The 17,443-nt window shown below is 66.1% G+C and carries 17 protein-coding genes; 2 read left to right on the top strand and 15 right to left on the bottom strand.

The features are described from left to right. Nucleotides 1-935 precede the first annotated feature (935 nt). Nucleotides 936-3,170: an adenosylcobalamin-dependent ribonucleoside-diphosphate reductase gene (locus EGK63_RS15245; protein ID WP_125902182.1), complete on the top strand. Its 2,235-nt coding sequence runs from the start codon at nucleotides 936-938 to the stop codon at nucleotides 3,168-3,170. 83 nt (nucleotides 3,171-3,253) lie between these two features. Next, nucleotides 3,254-4,984, top strand: coding sequence for a pyridoxal-dependent decarboxylase (locus EGK63_RS15250; protein WP_165906632.1), 1,731 nt, complete (start codon nucleotides 3,254-3,256; stop codon nucleotides 4,982-4,984). 31 nt (nucleotides 4,985-5,015) lie between these two features. On the opposite strand, the gene EGK63_RS15255 is transcribed toward EGK63_RS15250, so the two are convergent. The 15 genes from EGK63_RS15255 to EGK63_RS15325 form a co-directional block, all read right to left on the bottom strand. Next, nucleotides 5,016-5,297 carry a chorismate mutase gene (locus tag EGK63_RS15255; protein WP_125902184.1) on the bottom strand — a complete coding sequence of 94 codons (282 nt, stop codon included), beginning with the start codon at nucleotides 5,295-5,297 and terminating at the stop codon, nucleotides 5,016-5,018. Continuing rightward, on the bottom strand, nucleotides 5,297-6,184 hold the full coding sequence (locus EGK63_RS15260; RefSeq protein ID WP_243637723.1) for a U32 family peptidase: 888 nt from the start codon (nucleotides 6,182-6,184) through the stop codon (nucleotides 5,297-5,299). Before EGK63_RS15260 ends, EGK63_RS15255 begins: the two co-directional genes overlap by 1 nt. A gap of 11 nt (nucleotides 6,185-6,195) precedes the next feature. Beyond that, nucleotides 6,196-7,146, bottom strand: a complete 951-nt coding sequence (locus tag EGK63_RS15265; RefSeq protein WP_243637724.1) for a peptidase U32 family protein — start codon at nucleotides 7,144-7,146, stop codon at nucleotides 6,196-6,198. A gap of 41 nt (nucleotides 7,147-7,187) precedes the next feature. After that, on the bottom strand, nucleotides 7,188-7,805 hold the full coding sequence (locus tag EGK63_RS15270) for an SCP2 domain-containing protein (protein ID WP_125902187.1): 618 nt from the start codon (nucleotides 7,803-7,805) through the stop codon (nucleotides 7,188-7,190). A 93-nt stretch (nucleotides 7,806-7,898) separates the two neighbouring features. Then, complete coding sequence (locus tag EGK63_RS15275) at nucleotides 7,899-8,411, bottom strand: 6-carboxytetrahydropterin synthase (RefSeq protein WP_125902188.1); 513 nt, start codon at nucleotides 8,409-8,411, stop codon at nucleotides 7,899-7,901. 122 nt (nucleotides 8,412-8,533) lie between these two features. Next, the gene (gene hemN, locus EGK63_RS15280) at nucleotides 8,534-9,889 is read right to left on the bottom strand and encodes an oxygen-independent coproporphyrinogen III oxidase (protein ID WP_125902189.1); all 1,356 of its coding nucleotides are present in this window, start codon (nucleotides 9,887-9,889) and stop codon (nucleotides 8,534-8,536) included. A 41-nt stretch (nucleotides 9,890-9,930) separates the two neighbouring features. Next, nucleotides 9,931-10,614 (bottom strand): alternative oxidase, encoded by a 684-nt coding sequence (locus EGK63_RS15285; RefSeq protein WP_125902190.1) that lies wholly within the window; start codon nucleotides 10,612-10,614, stop codon nucleotides 9,931-9,933. After that, nucleotides 10,611-11,297: a helix-turn-helix domain-containing protein gene (locus EGK63_RS15290; protein ID WP_125902191.1), complete on the bottom strand. Its 687-nt coding sequence runs from the start codon at nucleotides 11,295-11,297 to the stop codon at nucleotides 10,611-10,613. The genes EGK63_RS15285 and EGK63_RS15290 overlap by 4 nt, the downstream gene beginning before the upstream one ends. Nucleotides 11,298-11,393: 96 nt before the next feature. Beyond that, a complete protein-coding gene (locus tag EGK63_RS15295; protein ID WP_125902192.1) occupies nucleotides 11,394-11,837 on the bottom strand; it encodes a pseudoazurin in 444 nt (147 codons plus the stop codon). A gap of 15 nt (nucleotides 11,838-11,852) precedes the next feature. After that, complete coding sequence (locus tag EGK63_RS15300; protein ID WP_125902193.1) at nucleotides 11,853-12,566, bottom strand: ATP-binding cassette domain-containing protein; 714 nt, start codon at nucleotides 12,564-12,566, stop codon at nucleotides 11,853-11,855. Then, a complete protein-coding gene (modB, locus tag EGK63_RS15305; protein ID WP_243637725.1) occupies nucleotides 12,556-13,239 on the bottom strand; it encodes a molybdate ABC transporter permease subunit in 684 nt (227 codons plus the stop codon). Before modB ends, EGK63_RS15300 begins: the two co-directional genes overlap by 11 nt. Next, on the bottom strand, nucleotides 13,236-14,042 hold the full coding sequence (modA, locus tag EGK63_RS15310; protein ID WP_207896401.1) for a molybdate ABC transporter substrate-binding protein: 807 nt from the start codon (nucleotides 14,040-14,042) through the stop codon (nucleotides 13,236-13,238). The genes modB and modA overlap by 4 nt, the downstream gene beginning before the upstream one ends. After that, nucleotides 14,039-14,542 carry a hypothetical protein gene (locus EGK63_RS15315; protein ID WP_125902195.1) on the bottom strand — a complete coding sequence of 168 codons (504 nt, stop codon included), beginning with the start codon at nucleotides 14,540-14,542 and terminating at the stop codon, nucleotides 14,039-14,041. Before EGK63_RS15315 ends, modA begins: the two co-directional genes overlap by 4 nt. A gap of 1 nt (nucleotide 14,543) precedes the next feature. Next, nucleotides 14,544-15,344, bottom strand: coding sequence for a TOBE domain-containing protein (locus tag EGK63_RS15320; protein WP_125902196.1), 801 nt, complete (start codon nucleotides 15,342-15,344; stop codon nucleotides 14,544-14,546). After that, complete coding sequence (locus EGK63_RS15325) at nucleotides 15,344-17,419, bottom strand: TonB-dependent siderophore receptor (RefSeq protein ID WP_125902197.1); 2,076 nt, start codon at nucleotides 17,417-17,419, stop codon at nucleotides 15,344-15,346. The genes EGK63_RS15320 and EGK63_RS15325 overlap by 1 nt, the downstream gene beginning before the upstream one ends. Nucleotides 17,420-17,443: the final 24 nt, after the last annotated feature.

Consider the following 17,443-nt stretch of genomic DNA (forward strand, 5'->3'; position numbering starts at 1 on the left):
ATCGGACCAGCTCCGTGAATAACCTCCGCAAGGTCATGGAGCTTTCAACGCTGGGACAGTCAACCTCCCAGAGCCCTTCCAACCGCTAGCGGCGGGACTGGGGCACCGGCTGCGTGCGATTGTGACTGGTTCGTGGAGTTCGACGGACTGCGGGGGCATTTGGCGCCGTTCTACAGCGCCATCGACCGACCTTCGATTGATCCGGAACTGCTGATCCGTATGCTGCTCGAGGACGACTGCTTCGGCATCCGATTTCGGCATTACGACTCCAGGGACGCCGCATGCGCTTCATTTGAGACGGAGCATTGGAGCCGGCCCGCGGTGTCCCAGACAGCAGAAAGCCCCGTGGCGTATGCCGTCGGGGCTTTGTAAGCTTGGGTGCGGGAGCCCGCTCCACCTACCTTAGCACCAACCCCACAATCGACATTTCCGCCTAGGGCAAACATCCCACAGCCCGCGCGATCCGCGCTCGAAGCAGGGCAACCTGAACCATCTCGCCGCCGCGCCCCCGGCTTCAGCGCGGCCATATGCCGGCCATGCCCTATCTCCAGATACCGGCCTTCATGAAGCGTCTGGCCGACAGCCAGGGAATGTCGGCGCGAGCGCTGGAGTTCACTATCCTCACGGCGTCGCGGGAATCCATGACGCTCAAGGCGACTTGGGGCGAGATCCGGGACGATGTCTGGGAGCTCGACAAGAGCCGCAGAAGGAGCGGGCCTTTCGCCAGCCCCTGTCAGCCGGCGCACCTAGCGGTGCTGGAGGCGATCCGACCCACAGGGGGGGGCCGGCCCAATCAGCTCATATTCCCGCGCCCCAAGGGCGGGGCGATGCGAACCTGCCAAATATCAAGTTCGGCCGCATCCGTGTCTTTGTCTGAACGCAAACTCCCGCGCGTCTGAATCAGTCAGCCTGACCGCCTCTCGAAGGAGGATCGCATGGCGTTCGACAACCCTCTCGCCGCTGAAATCTGGCGCAGCAAATATCGCTTCAATGCATCAGACGGCGGCGGAGACGAAACCGTCGAGCAGACCTGGTCGCGGGTCGCCGCAGCCGTCGCGAACGCTGAAGCTCCGAAAGCGCGCCGCATCTGGCGTGACAGGTTCGCGGACGCCCTGTCGGATTTCCAGTTCCTGCCCGCCGGACGCATCCTGGCGGGGGCCGGGACAGCGCGATCGGTGACGCTGTTCAACTGCTTCGTCATGGGCGAGGTGCCCGACGATCTTCCCGGCATATTCGCCGCTGTCCGCGAGGCTGCGGTGACCATGCAGCAGGGCGGCGGCGTGGGCATGGACTTCTCGACCATTCGGCCGTCGGGCGCAGCCGTTAAAGGCGTGGGCGCAGACGCCTCCGGTCCGTTGAGTTTCATGGATGTCTGGGACGCCATGTGCCGCACCATCCTGTCGGCCGGCCAGAGGCGCGGGGCTATGATGGGCTGCCTCAGGATCGACCACCCGGACATCGAGGCCTTCATCGACGCTAAGCGCGATCCTGGACGGCTGAGAAATTTCAATGTTTCCGTCCTGGTGCCGGACAGCTTCATGCAAGTGCTCGAAAGCGATGGGGAATGGCCCCTGACGTTCGCGGGCGAGACCTATCGCACGGTTCAGGCGCGCGAACTTTGGCGGCGGCTGATGCAAGCCACGTATGACGTCGCCGAGCCCGGCGTCATCTTCATCGACCAGGTCAACGACCGAAACAATCTGGCCTGGTGCGAAACCATTTCCGCCAGCAATCCCTGCGGCGAGCAGATGCTGCCGCCATACGGCGCCTGTCTTCTGGGATCGATCAACCTGGCGCGACTTGTCTCCACGCCGTTCGACAAGGGCGCCGTGCTGGATGAAGAACGGCTGGGCCAACTGACCCGGACGGCCGTCCGTTTTCTCGACAATGTCATCGACGTCTCCCGCTACCCTCTGGAAGCCCAGGCGGCGGAAGCGCGAGCCAAGCGTCGGATCGGCCTCGGGGTCACGGGACTGGCCGACGCCCTGGTCTTCTGCGGCGCCCGCTACGGCGAAGCGAATGCCGAGGCCCTGACCCAGCAGTGGCTCGGCGTGATCAAGCGCGAAGCCTATCGCGCCTCGGCCGAACTGGCCGCCGAGAAAGGCGCCTTTCCGCTTTATGATGCCGCCATTCTGGACACGCCGAACCTCAAGGCTTTGGACGAGGAGACGCGAGACCTGATCGCCCGCCACGGCCTGCGCAACGGCTGCCTGACCTCTGTGGCCCCCACGGGCACGACCTCGCTGCTGGCCGGCAACGTCTCGTCCGGCGTCGAGCCCGTCTTCGCCTTCTCCTATACGCGAAAGGTGCTGCAACCCGACGGGACACGGCGCGAAGAGGCGGTCGAGGACTACGCCCTAACGGTCTGGAAGCGTCTGCACGGAGAGACTCCGCCCCCGCAGGACGTATTCGTCACCGCTCAGACCCTTACGCCGCTTCACCATCTTCGGATGCAGTCGGCGGCTCAGGCCTTCATCGACAGCTCGATCTCGAAGACCGTCAACTGCCCCGAAGACATCTCTTTCGAAGACTTCTCGGAGGTCTATGTCCAGGGGTGGCGCATGGGGTGCAAGGGTCTGACGACCTACCGCCCCAATGCGGTGACCGGCTCGGTCCTGACGGTAGACCCTCCCTCAGCTCCCGACGACAGGCCGCGCACAACCCCGGAGCTGGTCCTGCTTCCCCGATCCGAGTCGCTTGATGGAAAGACCTACAAGGTCAAATGGCCAGACAGCCCCCACGCCGTCTACGTCACCATCAACGACATCGAAGGTCCGGACGGCCCCTTGCCGTTCGAGATCTTCATCAACTCCAAGAACATGGAGCACTACGCTTGGACCCTCGGCCTCACCCGCATGATCTCGGCCGTGTTCCGACGCGGCGGGGACGTCGGCTTCGTCGCCGAAGAACTCAAGGCTGTCTTCGATCCTCGCGGCGGGGGTTGGCTGCACGGACGTTACGTCCCTTCCCTCCTGGCCGCGATCGGCGGGGTGATCGAGCGGCACCTAGCGCGCTCCGAAACGCCCGGGAATGACCACATCTCGGCCGTCTCCGCGCACCAGGAAGGCCCTCGCCATGGCCCCTCCTGCCCGCGCTGCGGCGGCGGCTCCCTCATACGCAAAGAGGGCTGCGACAGCTGCGAGGACTGCGGTTACTCGAAATGCGGCTAGGCCGCGCGCCCCACGCCCACATCCAGGCGCCGCCCGTCTCCGACAAGCGGCGTCGCATCCTCCAGAATTCGCGAGCATCAATCATGGCGCCCGTTTCCCTCGCCAACAGTCTTGTCGCCAGCCATTTTCCGGGCGCCCGCGGCGAGAACGCCGTCCGGATTCAGACAGCCCTGGCCGGCGTGCTCGATCACTGGTTCGAGTGGCGACGGGCCCTTTTCCCACAGGACGCTTCCGCCAACGCCTGCTCGCAGGATGAGGACCATGAGATCCTGACGGACCAACTCCGCCGGCTTTGTCAGGCCTTGAGCGCCGAAACCCCGACCTGCACCCCGCGCTACATCGCGCACATGAAGTCGGACATATCGACGCCCGCCCTGCTCGGCTGGATCGCCGCCATGCTGCACAATCCGAACAACACCTCGCGGGACGCCAGTCGCGTCGGAAGCGTGCTGGAAACGGAAGCCATCGAGATGCTGGCGACCATGCTGGGCTATGACCCTCAGACGGCCCAGGGGCATTTCACCTCCGGCGGCACCGTCGCCAACATGGAAGCCGTCTGGCGCGCGCGCTGCCGGATGGATCACTGGCTCAGCCTGGCCCTGTGGCTCGCCGAGCAGACAGGGCGTCCGCTTGACGTCTTCGCCGACGCCCATATGGGATGGAACCGCTACCGAAGCCTGCGAGAAACGCACGAGCCGACCGAAGAGGCGCTACGCCTTTGCAGCGCCGCGGCGGGCGACCCGGTCGATATCTGGCGCCGACTGGATCGCGCCTCGGGCGGCAGTTGGCGTGGTCCGGTGCTGCTGGCTCCGGCCACGGCGCACTATTCCTGGCGCAAGGCCGCCAGCGTATTCGGTCTGGGCGAGAACGCCCTGTGGAGCGTCGCCCTCGACGCCGATGGCCGAATGGACATGAAAGCTTTCGACGGCCTGGTCGCGCGCGCTCGCGACGAAGGCCGCCCGATCCTGCTGACAGTGGGCGTCGCCGGCGCTACGGAAACCGGACAGATCGACTCCCTGCACGTCTGGCGACAGCGTCTGGACGGTCTCCGCCAAGAAGGCGGATTTCATGTCTGGAGTCATGTGGACGCCGCCTACGGCGGTTTCTTCCGCATAGCGAAGAAGGTGTTCGACACCAGAGCCGCCGCGGCTCTGGGCGCCCTGGGCGCGGCCGATTCCGTCACCATCGACCCCCATAAACTCGGCTACACGCCCTACGCCTGCGGCGCCTTTCTCGCCCGCGACAAGGAAAGCTACGCCGTATCGACCTTCGACGCCCCCTATCTGGCGCGGCCGGAACTGGGCGACGCTAAATGGGCCTCAACCCTCGAGGGATCGCGTTCGGGCGCCGGCGCCGCTGCCGTGTGGCTGACCGGACGCACACTCGGTTTCGATCCGACAGGTCTCGGCGAGGTGCTCGCCGAGACGATCCGCGCCCGACGTCAGTTCCAGGCGAAGATGGTGGACCTGGTCCCGGAAGCGCGTTTTCTCGAGCCGGCCGACACCAACATCGCCTGTTGCTCCATCGCCGCAGCCGGCGAACGGCTCTCATCGGCCAATCGCCGGACCCACGCCCTGTTTGAGGTCATCAGCCAGGCTCCCGGCTTCTCGGTGTCAAAGACTGAGCTCGGCCCAGCCAGCGCCGCGGTCATCGACAGCCACGTTAAACGCTGGCGAGGCGTGGTGGACGCCCCGACGATGACCGTGATCCGATGCGTTTTCACCAATCCCTACTGGAGCGACGCCCAAACCCGGACCGCGCTCTTTGAAGAGTTCGCGGTACTGGTGAAGGACAGCATTCAGGTCGCGGCTTGAGGTTTTCCGTCGCTGGTCATCAACAAGGCGCCTAACCCTCTCCTGCCTGTAGGCGGCGCTCCTGCCGACCCGCGCTGACCTCCATAAGCAGGCCCCAGATTCTTTCGACCGCTTCAGGGCACAGACCGAGGACGTCTGCCTGGCTCCGCATGTGAGACAGGACAGCGGCGATACGCTGATCATCTCGAACCGCATCGGCCGTCTTGAAGGCCGCCATAGCATCGGTCAGCCGCTGCCGGGCGGCCAGGAGCCAGATGATCCGCTCATCGATCACATCGATCCGGTTTCGCAGCAAGGCGCGCTCCATCTCCATCACGCGAAACGCGCGGGCGCGACTCCGGCCTGTCCGTGCAGATAGCCGCCGACGAACGGCGTCGATGAAACGACCGCTCGCACGTTCTCCGCCAGTTCGCGAGCGGTCAGACTATTGTCGGCGTAGGCGCGAAAGGCCCGCGCGACGGCTGCCATATCCCCGGTGTGAGGCGATAGGCGAAGGGCGTTCACCCCGGCTGCCCGCAATTCGGTCACGGAGAAATCCGGCATCTGGATTCCATAGGACTGGGTCTGGACGCCGTTCACCGCAAGAAACGGCTCGCCCTCAAGGGTCCGCAACGTCATGCCGTCGGGGTCTTGATCGCAGACGAACTGACAGGCGTCCTTGTGAAGACTATGGCTGCGCGCGTGATAGCAGCGGCCCGACAGGGCGAGCGGCAGACGGCCGAAGGCGAATAACTCGATCTCCATGCCCGGCCGGCGCGCCGCGATCTCGCCTATCGCCTCGAGAGACAACTCGACGTTCGGACAGAGCCGGACACAGCCCAGACGAGCCAACTCCTCGACCGCCCCTTCATTATAAACGTTCAGCAGCGGCCCGGCGACAAACGGCCCCTCGCGCACCAGCAAGGCCGATACGTCGTTGACCTCGATCAGATCCGGAACCTGGCTCAAGGCCGCTATCGCCTTGCGGTCCCGGACGGTCGCAGGAAGCGCCAGACCTGACCAGACCACGGTCTTTCCAGCCTCAATGAGCCGCTCGGCCGCCGCCGCCAGCGCATGTTCTGTCAGCGGCGAACGCTTTCCGCACACCACCTCTCCCAGATAGACGCGGTCGATCGCCGGCTCTGCGGCGATCGACTCATAGAAGGCGGCGAGCCGTTCCGATGACCAGTGGTAGAACACGGGGCCGAGGGCGATCTCCATGGACGTCTCTTTCATCGCCAGGTCTTTCTGTAGGCGCCGGCCGTCTCGCGTCCCCCCTCGGCAAGGTCGCTGAGCAGGCCTTCGAACGGCTGCGGATCACGGCCAGCGTCTAGGGCGTCTATGGCCTGACGAAAGGCGCCGGCGACGCGCGCCACATAGGCCTTGCCGCGCTGGCGTCCCTCGACCTTCACCGCCGTGACGCCCGCAGCCCGCAATCCGGACAGAAGGCCCATGGCGTTCAGACTGACAGGATCCTCAAAAAGATAAGACAGCCGGCCCCGTGTTTCGAAGCGCCCTTTGCAGAGGGTCGGATAGCCTGCTTTCTCGCCCAGCGGATAGCGATCAAGCGCAAACCCGGCGAGGCGCGAGACAAGCGCTTCATCCTCCTCCGTATAGGTCACGGCTTCAGGGGGCGAGCATACGCCGCAGAGATTGGGAGATCGCTTCGCAGCGTAGGAAGATAGGGCGCATCGCCCTTCGGCCATGACGCAGAGTCCGCCGAAAACAAAGGCTTCAGTCTCGACCTCCACCTCCCGCATGAGCGACGCGATCTCTTGCACGCTGAGCACGCGCGGCAGGACGACGCGCCGGACATTATAGGCGCTGGCGTAAAAGCGTATGGCGTCCGGCGAGCCGGCCGCCGCCTGGACGGAAAGGTGCAGCCTCAGTTCGGGCCATCGCTCCCGGGCATAGGCCAGCAGGCCGAGATCGGCCACAATCACCGCATCCGCCCCGGAAACGGCGGCGGCGTCGATCGAGGCCTGCCACCGCGCAGTTTCGCCCGGCCGGGCGAAGGTGTTGACCGCGACCAGCACCCGCCGACCTCGCACGTGCGCCCACACGCACGCCTGGGCCAGTTCGTCCGGAGAAAAGTTCAGCCCAGGGAAGTTCCGGGCGTTCGTTTCATCCCTGAGGCCGCAGTAGACACTGTCCGCGCCAGCCTCGACGGCGGCCCGAAGCATGGCCGGCGACCCGGCTGGACAAACCAGTTCGATCGACCCTCTCATGCGCCCGCGCCTCGCCTGTTGAGCCAGTCCAGTCCGCGCCGCGCCAAGGCGTTAGCCGCGCCGCGCAAGGCGGGGGGCGCGCCGACGAGATCCGCAGGAGCGAGTTCGGCGGCTTCGAGCGTATTGTGCAGACCGACGACAGTCTGGGTGTCTCCGGTCACGACCAGACGGCGAGAAAAGAAGGCGGCGTCGGCGTCAGACCGACCGTCGAGCACCTCCAACAGGAGCGGCAAGGGTCCGGCGATGCTGGCTGCACACGGCCCCTCGACATCGCGGCCGACCACCGCGACCGGACGGCAAGTGTCGGTCAGCCGCAATCGAAACCTGATCGGCAGGTTGGATGGGACGATGTGAATGGAGGTATCCGCGACAGGGCCCAGACGTTCAAACACTTCCGGGCGGCGACGGCGTAAATCTCGAACTCCCTTGGCCAACAGTCGCTCCGGCACGCCGCGAAACGCGATCAGCGTCTTTTCAATGGCTACGTCGCGGAGGCGTTCGCGCCGCCGACTTCGCCGATGCGTCGAAGACGAATCTGGTGACGCAAGCGCCTCCTCAAGGCCCCCCACAGCAGGCTTCAGGACGGGATCGGGATAAGAACGGAGCGTCGGCATGACCGTCACCCTAGCGTCCGGCTCGGCGCTCGCCTTGCCGACCGGCAAAAGGCCGCCGGACGACACGATTGACCGGCATCAAGAGAGAGCCTCCTATTCAAGCCTCTCGAGCACCGCCCGCATGACGTCGTCGACGGTCTGCTGAAGCTGGGCGTCCGGTTGCTCATAGACGGCGCTATTGGCTCCGTGCTCGAAGCACTCGACCGCACGCAGTCGGCATCGACCCTGTGTTGCGTCATGGACCATGGGCTGAACCATCGCGAACACATGTTGGGCCAGCCGTTCGCAGCTTGTTCCCGGCACCATGCGGATGTCGGCCAATCCGCATCGCGCCAGCTCCTCAAACTTCTCGCGCGCCGGGTCGTCCGCAGCGACCAGAAGGGTGTGATCGAAGGTCGCGTGGAGCCAGCGTCGGACGGCGCCGAAGCCGCCCTCGCCGAAATCGAGCACCCAGCCGCGGCGATCCAGGGTTTCTGCCGCGAAGGTGAAGCGAAATCCGAGAGAATAGCCGTGCATGAGCTGACAGTCTGTGCGGGCATCCCACTGACGAAACACGCACGACAGGCCCCGCTCGGCGCCATAGGTCTTGATCGAATGAAAGGGCATACCCGCTTCTCCTTGAGCACGCTCCCGGCCTAATCCGCGCGAAGGGGCGCGGCCCGACCCCGCCGTCAAATGCACACGCCAAAACCGTCAAGCACGGGCTTGACGGTTTTCAAGGCGCCGATTCAGATCGCCCGAGCGTGGCGTCCCTCAGCCTCCGGCAAGCGGGCGTCGAAGGCCGCCGCCGTCACCCGCGCCAGCCGACGAGCGGCTTCGGGAATGCGCACGCGACGCCCCATCACCTCGCACAGGCCGGCTTCTTCAAGCGGACGGAGCGTCTCGAGACAGGCGTCCAGCCGCCCCGCCTCGACGCCGTGACGTAGGCATACCTCTTCCAGATCTACGTCCAGATAGGTCATCAGCCTTTCGATCACCTCGCTACGCAACCGATCCTCGTCCGTCACGACGAGAAAGCGAGCGACCGGCAGGCGCCCGGCGCCCACAGCCTCGCGCCATGTTCGCGCATCGACAGCGTTCTGGACCATTGCCGAAGGCTGCTGACCGATCGCCGAGGGGCCGAAGGGGATGAGGATTGAGGCAGGGTCGTCGGTATAGCCTTGAAAGTTCCGCCGCAGACGCCGGTCGTCCAAAGCTCGAGACAAGGGATCACAGGGACGAGCGTAGTGATCGAGACCGATCCTGCGATACCCTTCCTCCGTCAGGACGGCGTCTGCCGCGCCGGCCTGCTCCCATCGACCCGCGACGTCCGCCAGGGCACCCTCCTCGATCAACTTCTGGTGTTTCTTCATCCACGGCACATGGGCGTAGCCGAAGACCGCCAGGCGATCCGGCTCCAACGAGGCCGCCAAGCGAGCCGTAGCGGCCACATTGTCGGGCGTCTGGGCCGGCAGACCGTACATCAGGTCGAAGTTGACGCCCCTGATCCCGGCCTGCCGAAGCCGCCTCACCGCCTCCGCCACCTGTGCAAAGGGCTGCGGCCTGTTGATCAGAGCCTGCACGCCGGCGTCGAATGTCTGGACTCCCAGGCTGGCGCGCGTAACGCCGGCCTGTCCCAAACCGTCCACAAAGGCGGGATTGAGCAAGGCTGGGTCCAGTTCGACGGCGATCTCGGCGTCGGGCGCAAAGATGAAGACATCCTGCAGCGCCCGCACCACCGCCCCAAAATCCTCCGGCCGCAAGGCGTTCGGGCTGCCGCCTCCGAAGTGAAGATGACGGACTTGCCCCTTCCAGGACGCGGCCCGCGTCCGCCAGAGATTGATCTCCTTCAGGAGCACCTCATGGAAAGCGGCGATGCGTTCATAGGAGGAGACGATGGTGGTGTTGCATCCGCAATACCAGCACAGCCGCTCGCAGAAGGGCACATGGACATAGAGCGAAAGATTGTTGTCTGATCCGTCTTCCGACCAAGGGACATCGCCCGTTCTCACCGGCCGGAAAGCGATCGCCGTGGGATAGCTGGTGTAACGGGGCAGCGATCTGGACGCGAAGGGAAGCCAGGCTGAAGGAAGCGGATCGATCATGAAACGGCTCGGGACATAGGGGACGAGCGCCGGACGCGCGATCAGGAAGCCGTCCAGTGTGGCTTGATCGGGACTGGCTTGCGCTCACGCGCCCGAGCCAATTCGTCTGCGATGGCGTGGTTGACGTCGCGATGCCCCATCTCGTCGGCCCGCACCATAAAGATCACGTCCCAGAGGGTCGCATCTTCCGGCAACCCCCAATAGTCGCGGGCCATCTGCGGCGCTTCCGGGTTCGGGCTGCGTCCTTCGTCGATCTCGGCCAGATAATGGGTGTAGCTGGCCACCGCCTCCTCCTCGAGATAGGCGGCCAACCGGTGCGCAGTGGGCGCGGAGCAGAGATACAATACGCAGAAGATCAGATAGGCTCCTCCTTGCGCCATCATGATCGCGAGGCGTTCGATCAGACCCGGACGATGAAGCTCGACAAAGGTCATCAGATGCATCCGTTCGTTCTCCGCCTCATTCATCAGCATCCGCACCCGACCCCGATCATCCGTCGTGGTCCGCAGCGCACGGAGATGAGTCAGAGTCGCCGCGACCATGGCCGGCACGGCCGCTATGGTTTCCAACACTACAGCGCGATGCCCGTATCGTCTGGCGAAGACGCCGCCCGCACAGGTGCGCAACCCCCTGACCGCAACCCGCGCCAACCGGTCGGAAAAGGTACGCGGAACATGACGGCCGGCCAGATCCCCCTGCGCTCGTTTTTCTTCGAGAGGCGTCATGGGCACAGCGCCATCAGCCGGTCTCTGCGCATCAGTCGGACCTGACGGCTGGAACGCGCCGCGATCAGACCGTCCGCCTCCAGGTGAGTAAGCGTTCGCGAGACAGTGTGGATGGCGAGGCCGAGAAAATCCGCCATATCCTGACGGCTCATGGGCAAGGTCATGTCCCTGACTGCGCCGATGCGCCGGGCGTAGCTGAGAAGGAAGGCGGCCACGCGCTCCGTGGCGCTCTGTCGCGCCAGGATGGCGGCGTGATCCTGGCTGCGCTGATAGGCGCCCACCGTCGCCAACCACAGGTCACGGGTCAGACGGACATCGTCGGCAGCGAGCGTCGCCAGCCGACGCCGTCCCAGGGCGACCACCTTGGCCGGCGTGACGGCCTGGGCGGTGAGGGAATACTCCACCCCAGCCTCCAAGCCCAGGAACTCGCCCGGAAGGTGAAAGTCGACGACCTGACGTCGGCCGTCGCCAAGCATGCGATAACTCATCAGCACGCCCTCCTCCACACGATAGACGAAATCGGCTTCCTCGCCCTCGAGGAAGACTTCCTCGCCTGCGCCGACCCGCGTCGCCGCCGTCTGGGTTTCAGCGAAAGCCTTGCAAAGGCGGCAAGAGGCGTCGGACGCCGCGACAGCCGATCCAGCCGTTGCGGCCGCTGGCGGTAGGGTGAAGGTGGCGTTCATGACAACCTCATCATTCGATGCCGCGAAGCTAGTCGGGGTCTTCACCCGCAGGTATTCGGGTATCCCGCCTAGGGGAAACACCGGAGTTGCGTCCCGTCAGACCACCTGTTGCAGCATGGCCGTCATCCTGCGACGGGACAGGGTCGGCAGGCGCGCCGCGGCCGTCTGGAACGCCGCGACCTCCGCCCTCACATTTCCGACGGCGATCAGGGCCACCATTCCCATTCCCAGGTGCGGCGCGCATTTCACGCCGTAGAGACCGGGGCGTCGGATCGGCAGATCAAGGGTTCGGTTCATCACCCCCCGGGCTAGAGGAACACCGTCCGGCGTCATTCCGCGGATCAGTTCAGCGTTGTGACCAGGATCCGTAGGAAGAAAACGAACGACGTCGCCGACGCGGGCCCGTATCAGGCCGGGCTCGAAAACCATGGAGCCGGCCGCCCCGCGATTAAGCATACGAACCTCGTGGACGACCGGCTTGGCCGCTGCGCCCAGCATGACCAAGCCCGCCCCCCCCATGGCCATGCGTCTGGTGATCATCTGCCTTCCTTCGGATCAGGACGTCGCGAAAAACGGCGACGGGAATGCCTCTACGACGCCCGGGGTCAGCCGGACTTGCGCTCGCGCAACGCCGAGATCGTTCACGCAGACCCCAAGATGCGTCCCGCCCAGCCGCCGCGCCTCGGTCGCCTGATGCGTCACATAGAGGACGCCCGTTCCGGTCCGGTCCCGTCGGCGTTCGATCAATTCCAGGGCCGCCTCGCGGCGAGCTAGGTCCAGTCCCGTCAAGGGCTCGTCCAGCAACAGAAGTCGAGCCGGACGCTGCAGTAGGGCTCGCGCCAGGGCCGTCCGCCGCTTCTCGCCGCCCGACAGGCTCGCCGGCTTGCGACGCAGCAGGCCGCGCAGCCCCAACGCATCCACGACCTGATCGAACTCCTCCATTCCGCGCTCGCGCCTGTGATCCGCGCGGCCGAACAGGAGATTGGCCCTTACGTCCATGTGGGGCAGCAGCCGATCGTCCTGAAAGACGCAGGCGATCGCCCGACGTTCGGGCGCCAGGTCCACCCCTGCGGCCGAGTCGAACAGCGTCTGCCCGTTCAGACGGATGATCCCCCTGTCCGGCCGCCGCAGACCGGCGATCACGTGCAGCAGCGTCGTCTTGCCCGCGCCGGAGGCGCCGGTCACGACGCACAGGGGCTCGTCGATCCGGAACCGGGCGGTCAGGGCGCCCTCCCCGTTTCTCAGGCTGACGTCTGCCTCAAGCCGCATGTCGCCGCCCCTTTCGGATCATGGCTTCGGACGCGACCAGGGCAGCGAGGGAGACGAGGATGGACAGAACCGCCAGGCGGGTCGCCGTTCCTTCTCCGCCCGGCGTCTGCAGGGCGCTGTAGATGGCCAAAGAAAGAGTCCGGGTCTCGCCGGGAATATTGGAGACGAAGGCGATCGTGGCCCCGAACTCGCCCAGCGCGCGAGCGAAGCCCAGGACCAGGGCGGCGAGGACGCCAGGCGCGGCGAGCGGCGCGCTTACGCTCCAAAAGACGCGAACCGGACCGGCGCCCAGGCTTCGCGCCGCGTACTCCAGCCGCCGGTCCACGCCGTCGAACGAAAGCCGCATAGACCGCACCATGAGCGGAAGAGCCATGACGCCTGCGGCCAGGGCCGCGCCGGTCCAGCGGAACATCAGCTCCAGCCCCAAGACCTCTTCCAGCCATCGCCCGATCGGCGCGGCGGGCCCGAACAGGCTGAGCAGGAGCCAGCCGACCACCACGGGCGGCGTCACCAATGGCAGGTGAACCAGGCCGTCCAGCAACACCTTGCCCGGAAACCGGACGCGCGACAGCAGCCAGGCCAGGGCGCACGCCGGGGGCAAGGCGCCCAGGACAGCGACCACGGCGACCTTGAGCGACAGGGCCACGATGCTCCAGTCGGCGGCCTGGATCATGATTCCGCTCCCGCCGCGAAGCCGCGCGCCCGGAAGATGGCGGCGGCCTCGTCCGAGAGCAGGAAGCGCCGGAAGGCCTCGGCCTCCCGGTTGTCGGACCTCGTCAACCGGGCGATGGGATAAACGATCGGCGGATGCGTCGTAGCGGGGAAGACCGTGACCACGGTCGCTTTTTCCGACGCACGGGCGTCGGTCGCATAGACCACGCCCAGAGGCGCAGCGCCGCGCTCGACCAGGGCCAGAGCGGCGCGCACGTTCTCTGCAGGAGCCAAGCGCCCCTCGACCCGCGGCCAGAGCTCCAAGGCCGTGAGGGCGGCCTTGCCGTAGCGTCCGGCCGGGACCGCCTCGGGATGGGCGATGGCCAGCCTTCCCTCGCCCAGGGCCGCATCGAAGGCCCCCTGATCGCGCAGGTCCAGCGGCGCCGCCGGCGCGGGCGCCACCAGCACCAGGCGATTCCGGGTCAGGACGGCGCGCGAGGCGACGACCACGCGCCCCTGATCCTGCAGCGCGTCCATCCAGGCCTCGTCCGCCGAGATGAAAAGATCGGCGCGCGCCCCCGCGCCGATCTGGCGAGCCAGGGCCGAAGACCCTGCGAAGGAGACCACCGGAGCGCGATGACCACGTCGCACCCAGGCCTCCGACACGTCACCGATGGCCTCCTGCAAGCTCGCCGCGGCGAAGACCACGGGCGCCGTTTCAGCCTCGCCAGTAGACGAACCGCAGCCCGCCAGCAGCGAGGCCGCCAGAAACAGGCCGACGAATCCGCGACGGCCGATCGCAAAGGGCCTATCCGCCCAGGTCAATGGTGCGATCCCGAGTGCGGCAAACCCAGACTTATATTCAGGATCTCGATCCGCGTCACGCCATAGACCGACCGGGCAGGTCGAATCTCATCCTCGACGATCACCCGGAACCCGGCCGGACGGTCCGCATCGACCGTCGCCGACGGCGCGGCGATGATCGTCCGAGCCGCGCGCAGGCCGGGATCGGTCTCGCCAAGACTCAGAACGACCTGATAGCCGTCGGAGGCGGTGATCCGGACCGCTTGGGCCAGCGCGGCGCCGTGCATCTCCGCGCTCTCCGGCGCGCCTGCCAGACCCAAAAGCTCGAACAGGAGGGGACCGGCATAGGTCACGACGGCTCCGTGGCTGTTTAAGTCGACCGTCTCCTGGGGGAAGGCAAGAAGATCGACCGCCTCAAGCGCGACCGTCTCGCCGCCGGCGCCCTGCAGGACCAGCGATTGCGCCAGGGCCGGGCCGGGCGCGAGGGCCAGCACTGCTGTCAGGATAAGGGCGATGCGCATCTCAAGTCTCCGTCGCGAGGATTACGTGGGGCGCCTTGACCAGGGCGGTCACGGCGGCGCCGGGGGTCAGGTCGAGCGCCCGCGCGCTCTCCAGAGTCACGGTGGCGACCAGGGTCTTCGCGCCGCCGATGTTTAGGCTGATTTCGCTGTTGACCGCGCCGTCCTCGCGGCCGCTCACGCGCCCCGGAATCCGGTTGCGCGCCGAGGTTCGCAGCCCGTCGCCCTGAACGAGGACGATGTCGCCGGCCTGGATCAGGACGACGACGGCGGCGCCGGGCGTCAGGCCCAGTCCGTCGATATCGCGATGAGCCAGGATGGAGACGATTTGCGCCTCGTCGCTCAGGGCGACGACGACCTCGCCGTTCACCGCCCCGCGCGTGATTTCCGTCACCCGCCCCCGCAGGGCGTTGCGCACGCTGGTCTTCATGCCCAAACTCCAGAAAAGGTCCGCGGCGATATCGCCGTCGAAGAGGTCGCCGACCCGGGCCACGGCCGCAGTCAGTTCCGCCCGCACCCGCTCCAGCACGTCAATCATGGCCCGACCGCGCGGCGTGAGGACCGCATTGCCCTTACCCAATCGGCCACGCTCCGCGACGATCAGGGGGCTTTCGAACAGGTTGTTCAGCGCCTGCACCTGATCCCAGGCGCCCCGATAGCTGAGCCCCAGACGCCGTGCGGCGCCGCTGATCGATCCGGTCTCCTCGACCGCGCGCAGCAGCGCCGTCCGGTCCGTACTGACCGGAGAGCGGCCCTCTCTGAAAAGAGAGACGCTCGCCTCCAGTCCCGCCGCGACCTCGCGCATCAGAACCGCGCCTTCAGGTCGAGACGGACGCTTCGGCCAGCCTCCGGATAACCATCCGTCAGCATGTAGGTCGCGTCGAAGAGATTTCTGGCGCCGAAGACCAGATCCACGGCGGGCGTGAGCGCGACCTCGGCCGTGAGATGGGTCAGGATGACGGAATCGGTTTCGTAATAGCCTTGCGGCGGAACCACGGCGTAGGTCCAAAGGCCGCTCCAGGCCTCCAGGCTCGGCGTGACGGCCAGTCGCTCCGCAGGCGTCCATCGCAGCCAGGCGAACCCCTTGTGGGACGGCGTTCCGGTTGGACGAAAGTCAGGCTCGCTCGGCGTTTCCAATTCCCGCCTGACGTAGGTGTAGTTTCCGCCTGCGCTGACCCTGGGCGATACCGCGACGCGAACCGAAGCCTCGACGCCGTAGAGACGTCCATCCCCAGCGTTACGCGTCTGCTTGGTGACGCCGAAGGGCGGCCCCAGATCCACAGGAACCTGGACCAGCATGTCCTTCAGGTCGCTGTAGAAGACGGCGCCCTCGATCTGAACCCGTTCCTCGATTTCGCGGCGGACGCCGAGCTCATAGTTGATCGCGCGTTCGCTTCGAACGGACGGATTGAGCACCGATGCGCCGAACCGCGAGCTGAATCGCTCGAACAGGGTCGGGAACCGGCTCCGTGACGACACACCGGCGTGAAGCTTCAAGCCCGGCCCGGCGCGATAGATCACCATGGCCTGGGCGTTGGTCGCTGCGTCGTCGGTCAGGGGGTGATCCAGCATGACCCCCGCGTTGTAGTCCTGCGCCTTGCGCAAATCGCGGCTGTCACGCGAGACGCCTAGAACCAGATCCAGGGCGGGACCGAAGCTGCGGGTGTGCTCCAGCGCGATCGAAGCCGTCCGCTCAAGGGTCGTCTGACGCGGCTCGACCGAAAGCGAGGGCGCGAAACTGGTCTGCCATTCGACGTGCTCGTCCTCGCGCAGGAACATCGCGACGCGAAGGGTGTCGACGGGCGTCAGGGCGAGGGCGAGCCTTAGATCACCGCCGATCGCCTCATCCTCATAATAGGACTGGAAGGCGCGACGCTGGGTCTGACTGGTCTGGCTGGCGTCGTCATAGGCGAACAGGGCGTTGTAGAAGGTGTTGCGATAGAGACGCCCCTCCAGCGTCGCCCGCTCCGTCACCTGAGTCCGCGTGATCAGGGCAAGGCTGTCCACGTTCCATTCGGGCCAGTTCCAGTAGCGGGTATTGGCGCCGTCGCCGACATGATAGGGCGCGTTCTTCGATCCTTCCTGACGCGTATAGGTCAAGGAGTATTCGTCGGTCTGGTTCGGCGTCAGTCCCGCCTTCAGATTGATGCGCCAGTCCACCGTATCCGAAAAATCGCGCCGCCCGCCGTCCTCCAGCGTCGTGGCCTCGAAGCCGCGCGGAAGGGACCAGTGGCCGCGCTCGGCGTAGACGCCGCTGATCTGGGCGTAGCCGCGCTGCGAGGCGCCTCCGACCCGGGCGGTCACGGCATGTCGGGCGGCCTGCAGCCGATTGTCGAATTCCACGCCGACGCCGACCTCTCCCTCGAAGGCCTGGGTCGGTCGGCGCGTCACCAGATTGATCGCCCCGCCCATCGCGCCCGGTCCGTCCAGCACCGAGACATAGCCCTTGGCGACCTGCACCTGCGACAGGTCCGCGGTCAGGAAACGGGCCAGGTCGACACGATTGTCGGCCGGCAGGAATACCCTGACCCCGTCGATCGAGAGGGTCGTCTGAAACCGATCAAAGCCCCGGATCGAGGCGTAGCGCTCATTGCGTGATCCGCCCGTCGAAACGGCGCTGATCCCAGGCAGGAGGTCAAGCGCCTGATCCACGCTGGTCCGGCCGAAACGCTCGATGTCGTCGGCTCGGATCACGGCGCCGCCGGCCGGACGCCCCATCCGATCCCGAGCTGTGACGACCACTTCTCCCAGTCTATAGGCCTCGCCCAGATTTTCACCCGGACAACCGCCAAACTCCTCGCCTTGTGACTGGACCCTGGCGTGAGCCACGCCGCCGGATAGAAGGGCGACAGCGGTGGTGGCGAGCAGGAGACGTTTCATGAAGACGATCCGTTATGAAGTCCC

The sequence above is a fragment of the Brevundimonas sp. 357 genome (genome assembly GCF_003938605.1).
Classification (GTDB): Bacteria; Pseudomonadota; Alphaproteobacteria; order Caulobacterales; family Caulobacteraceae; genus Brevundimonas.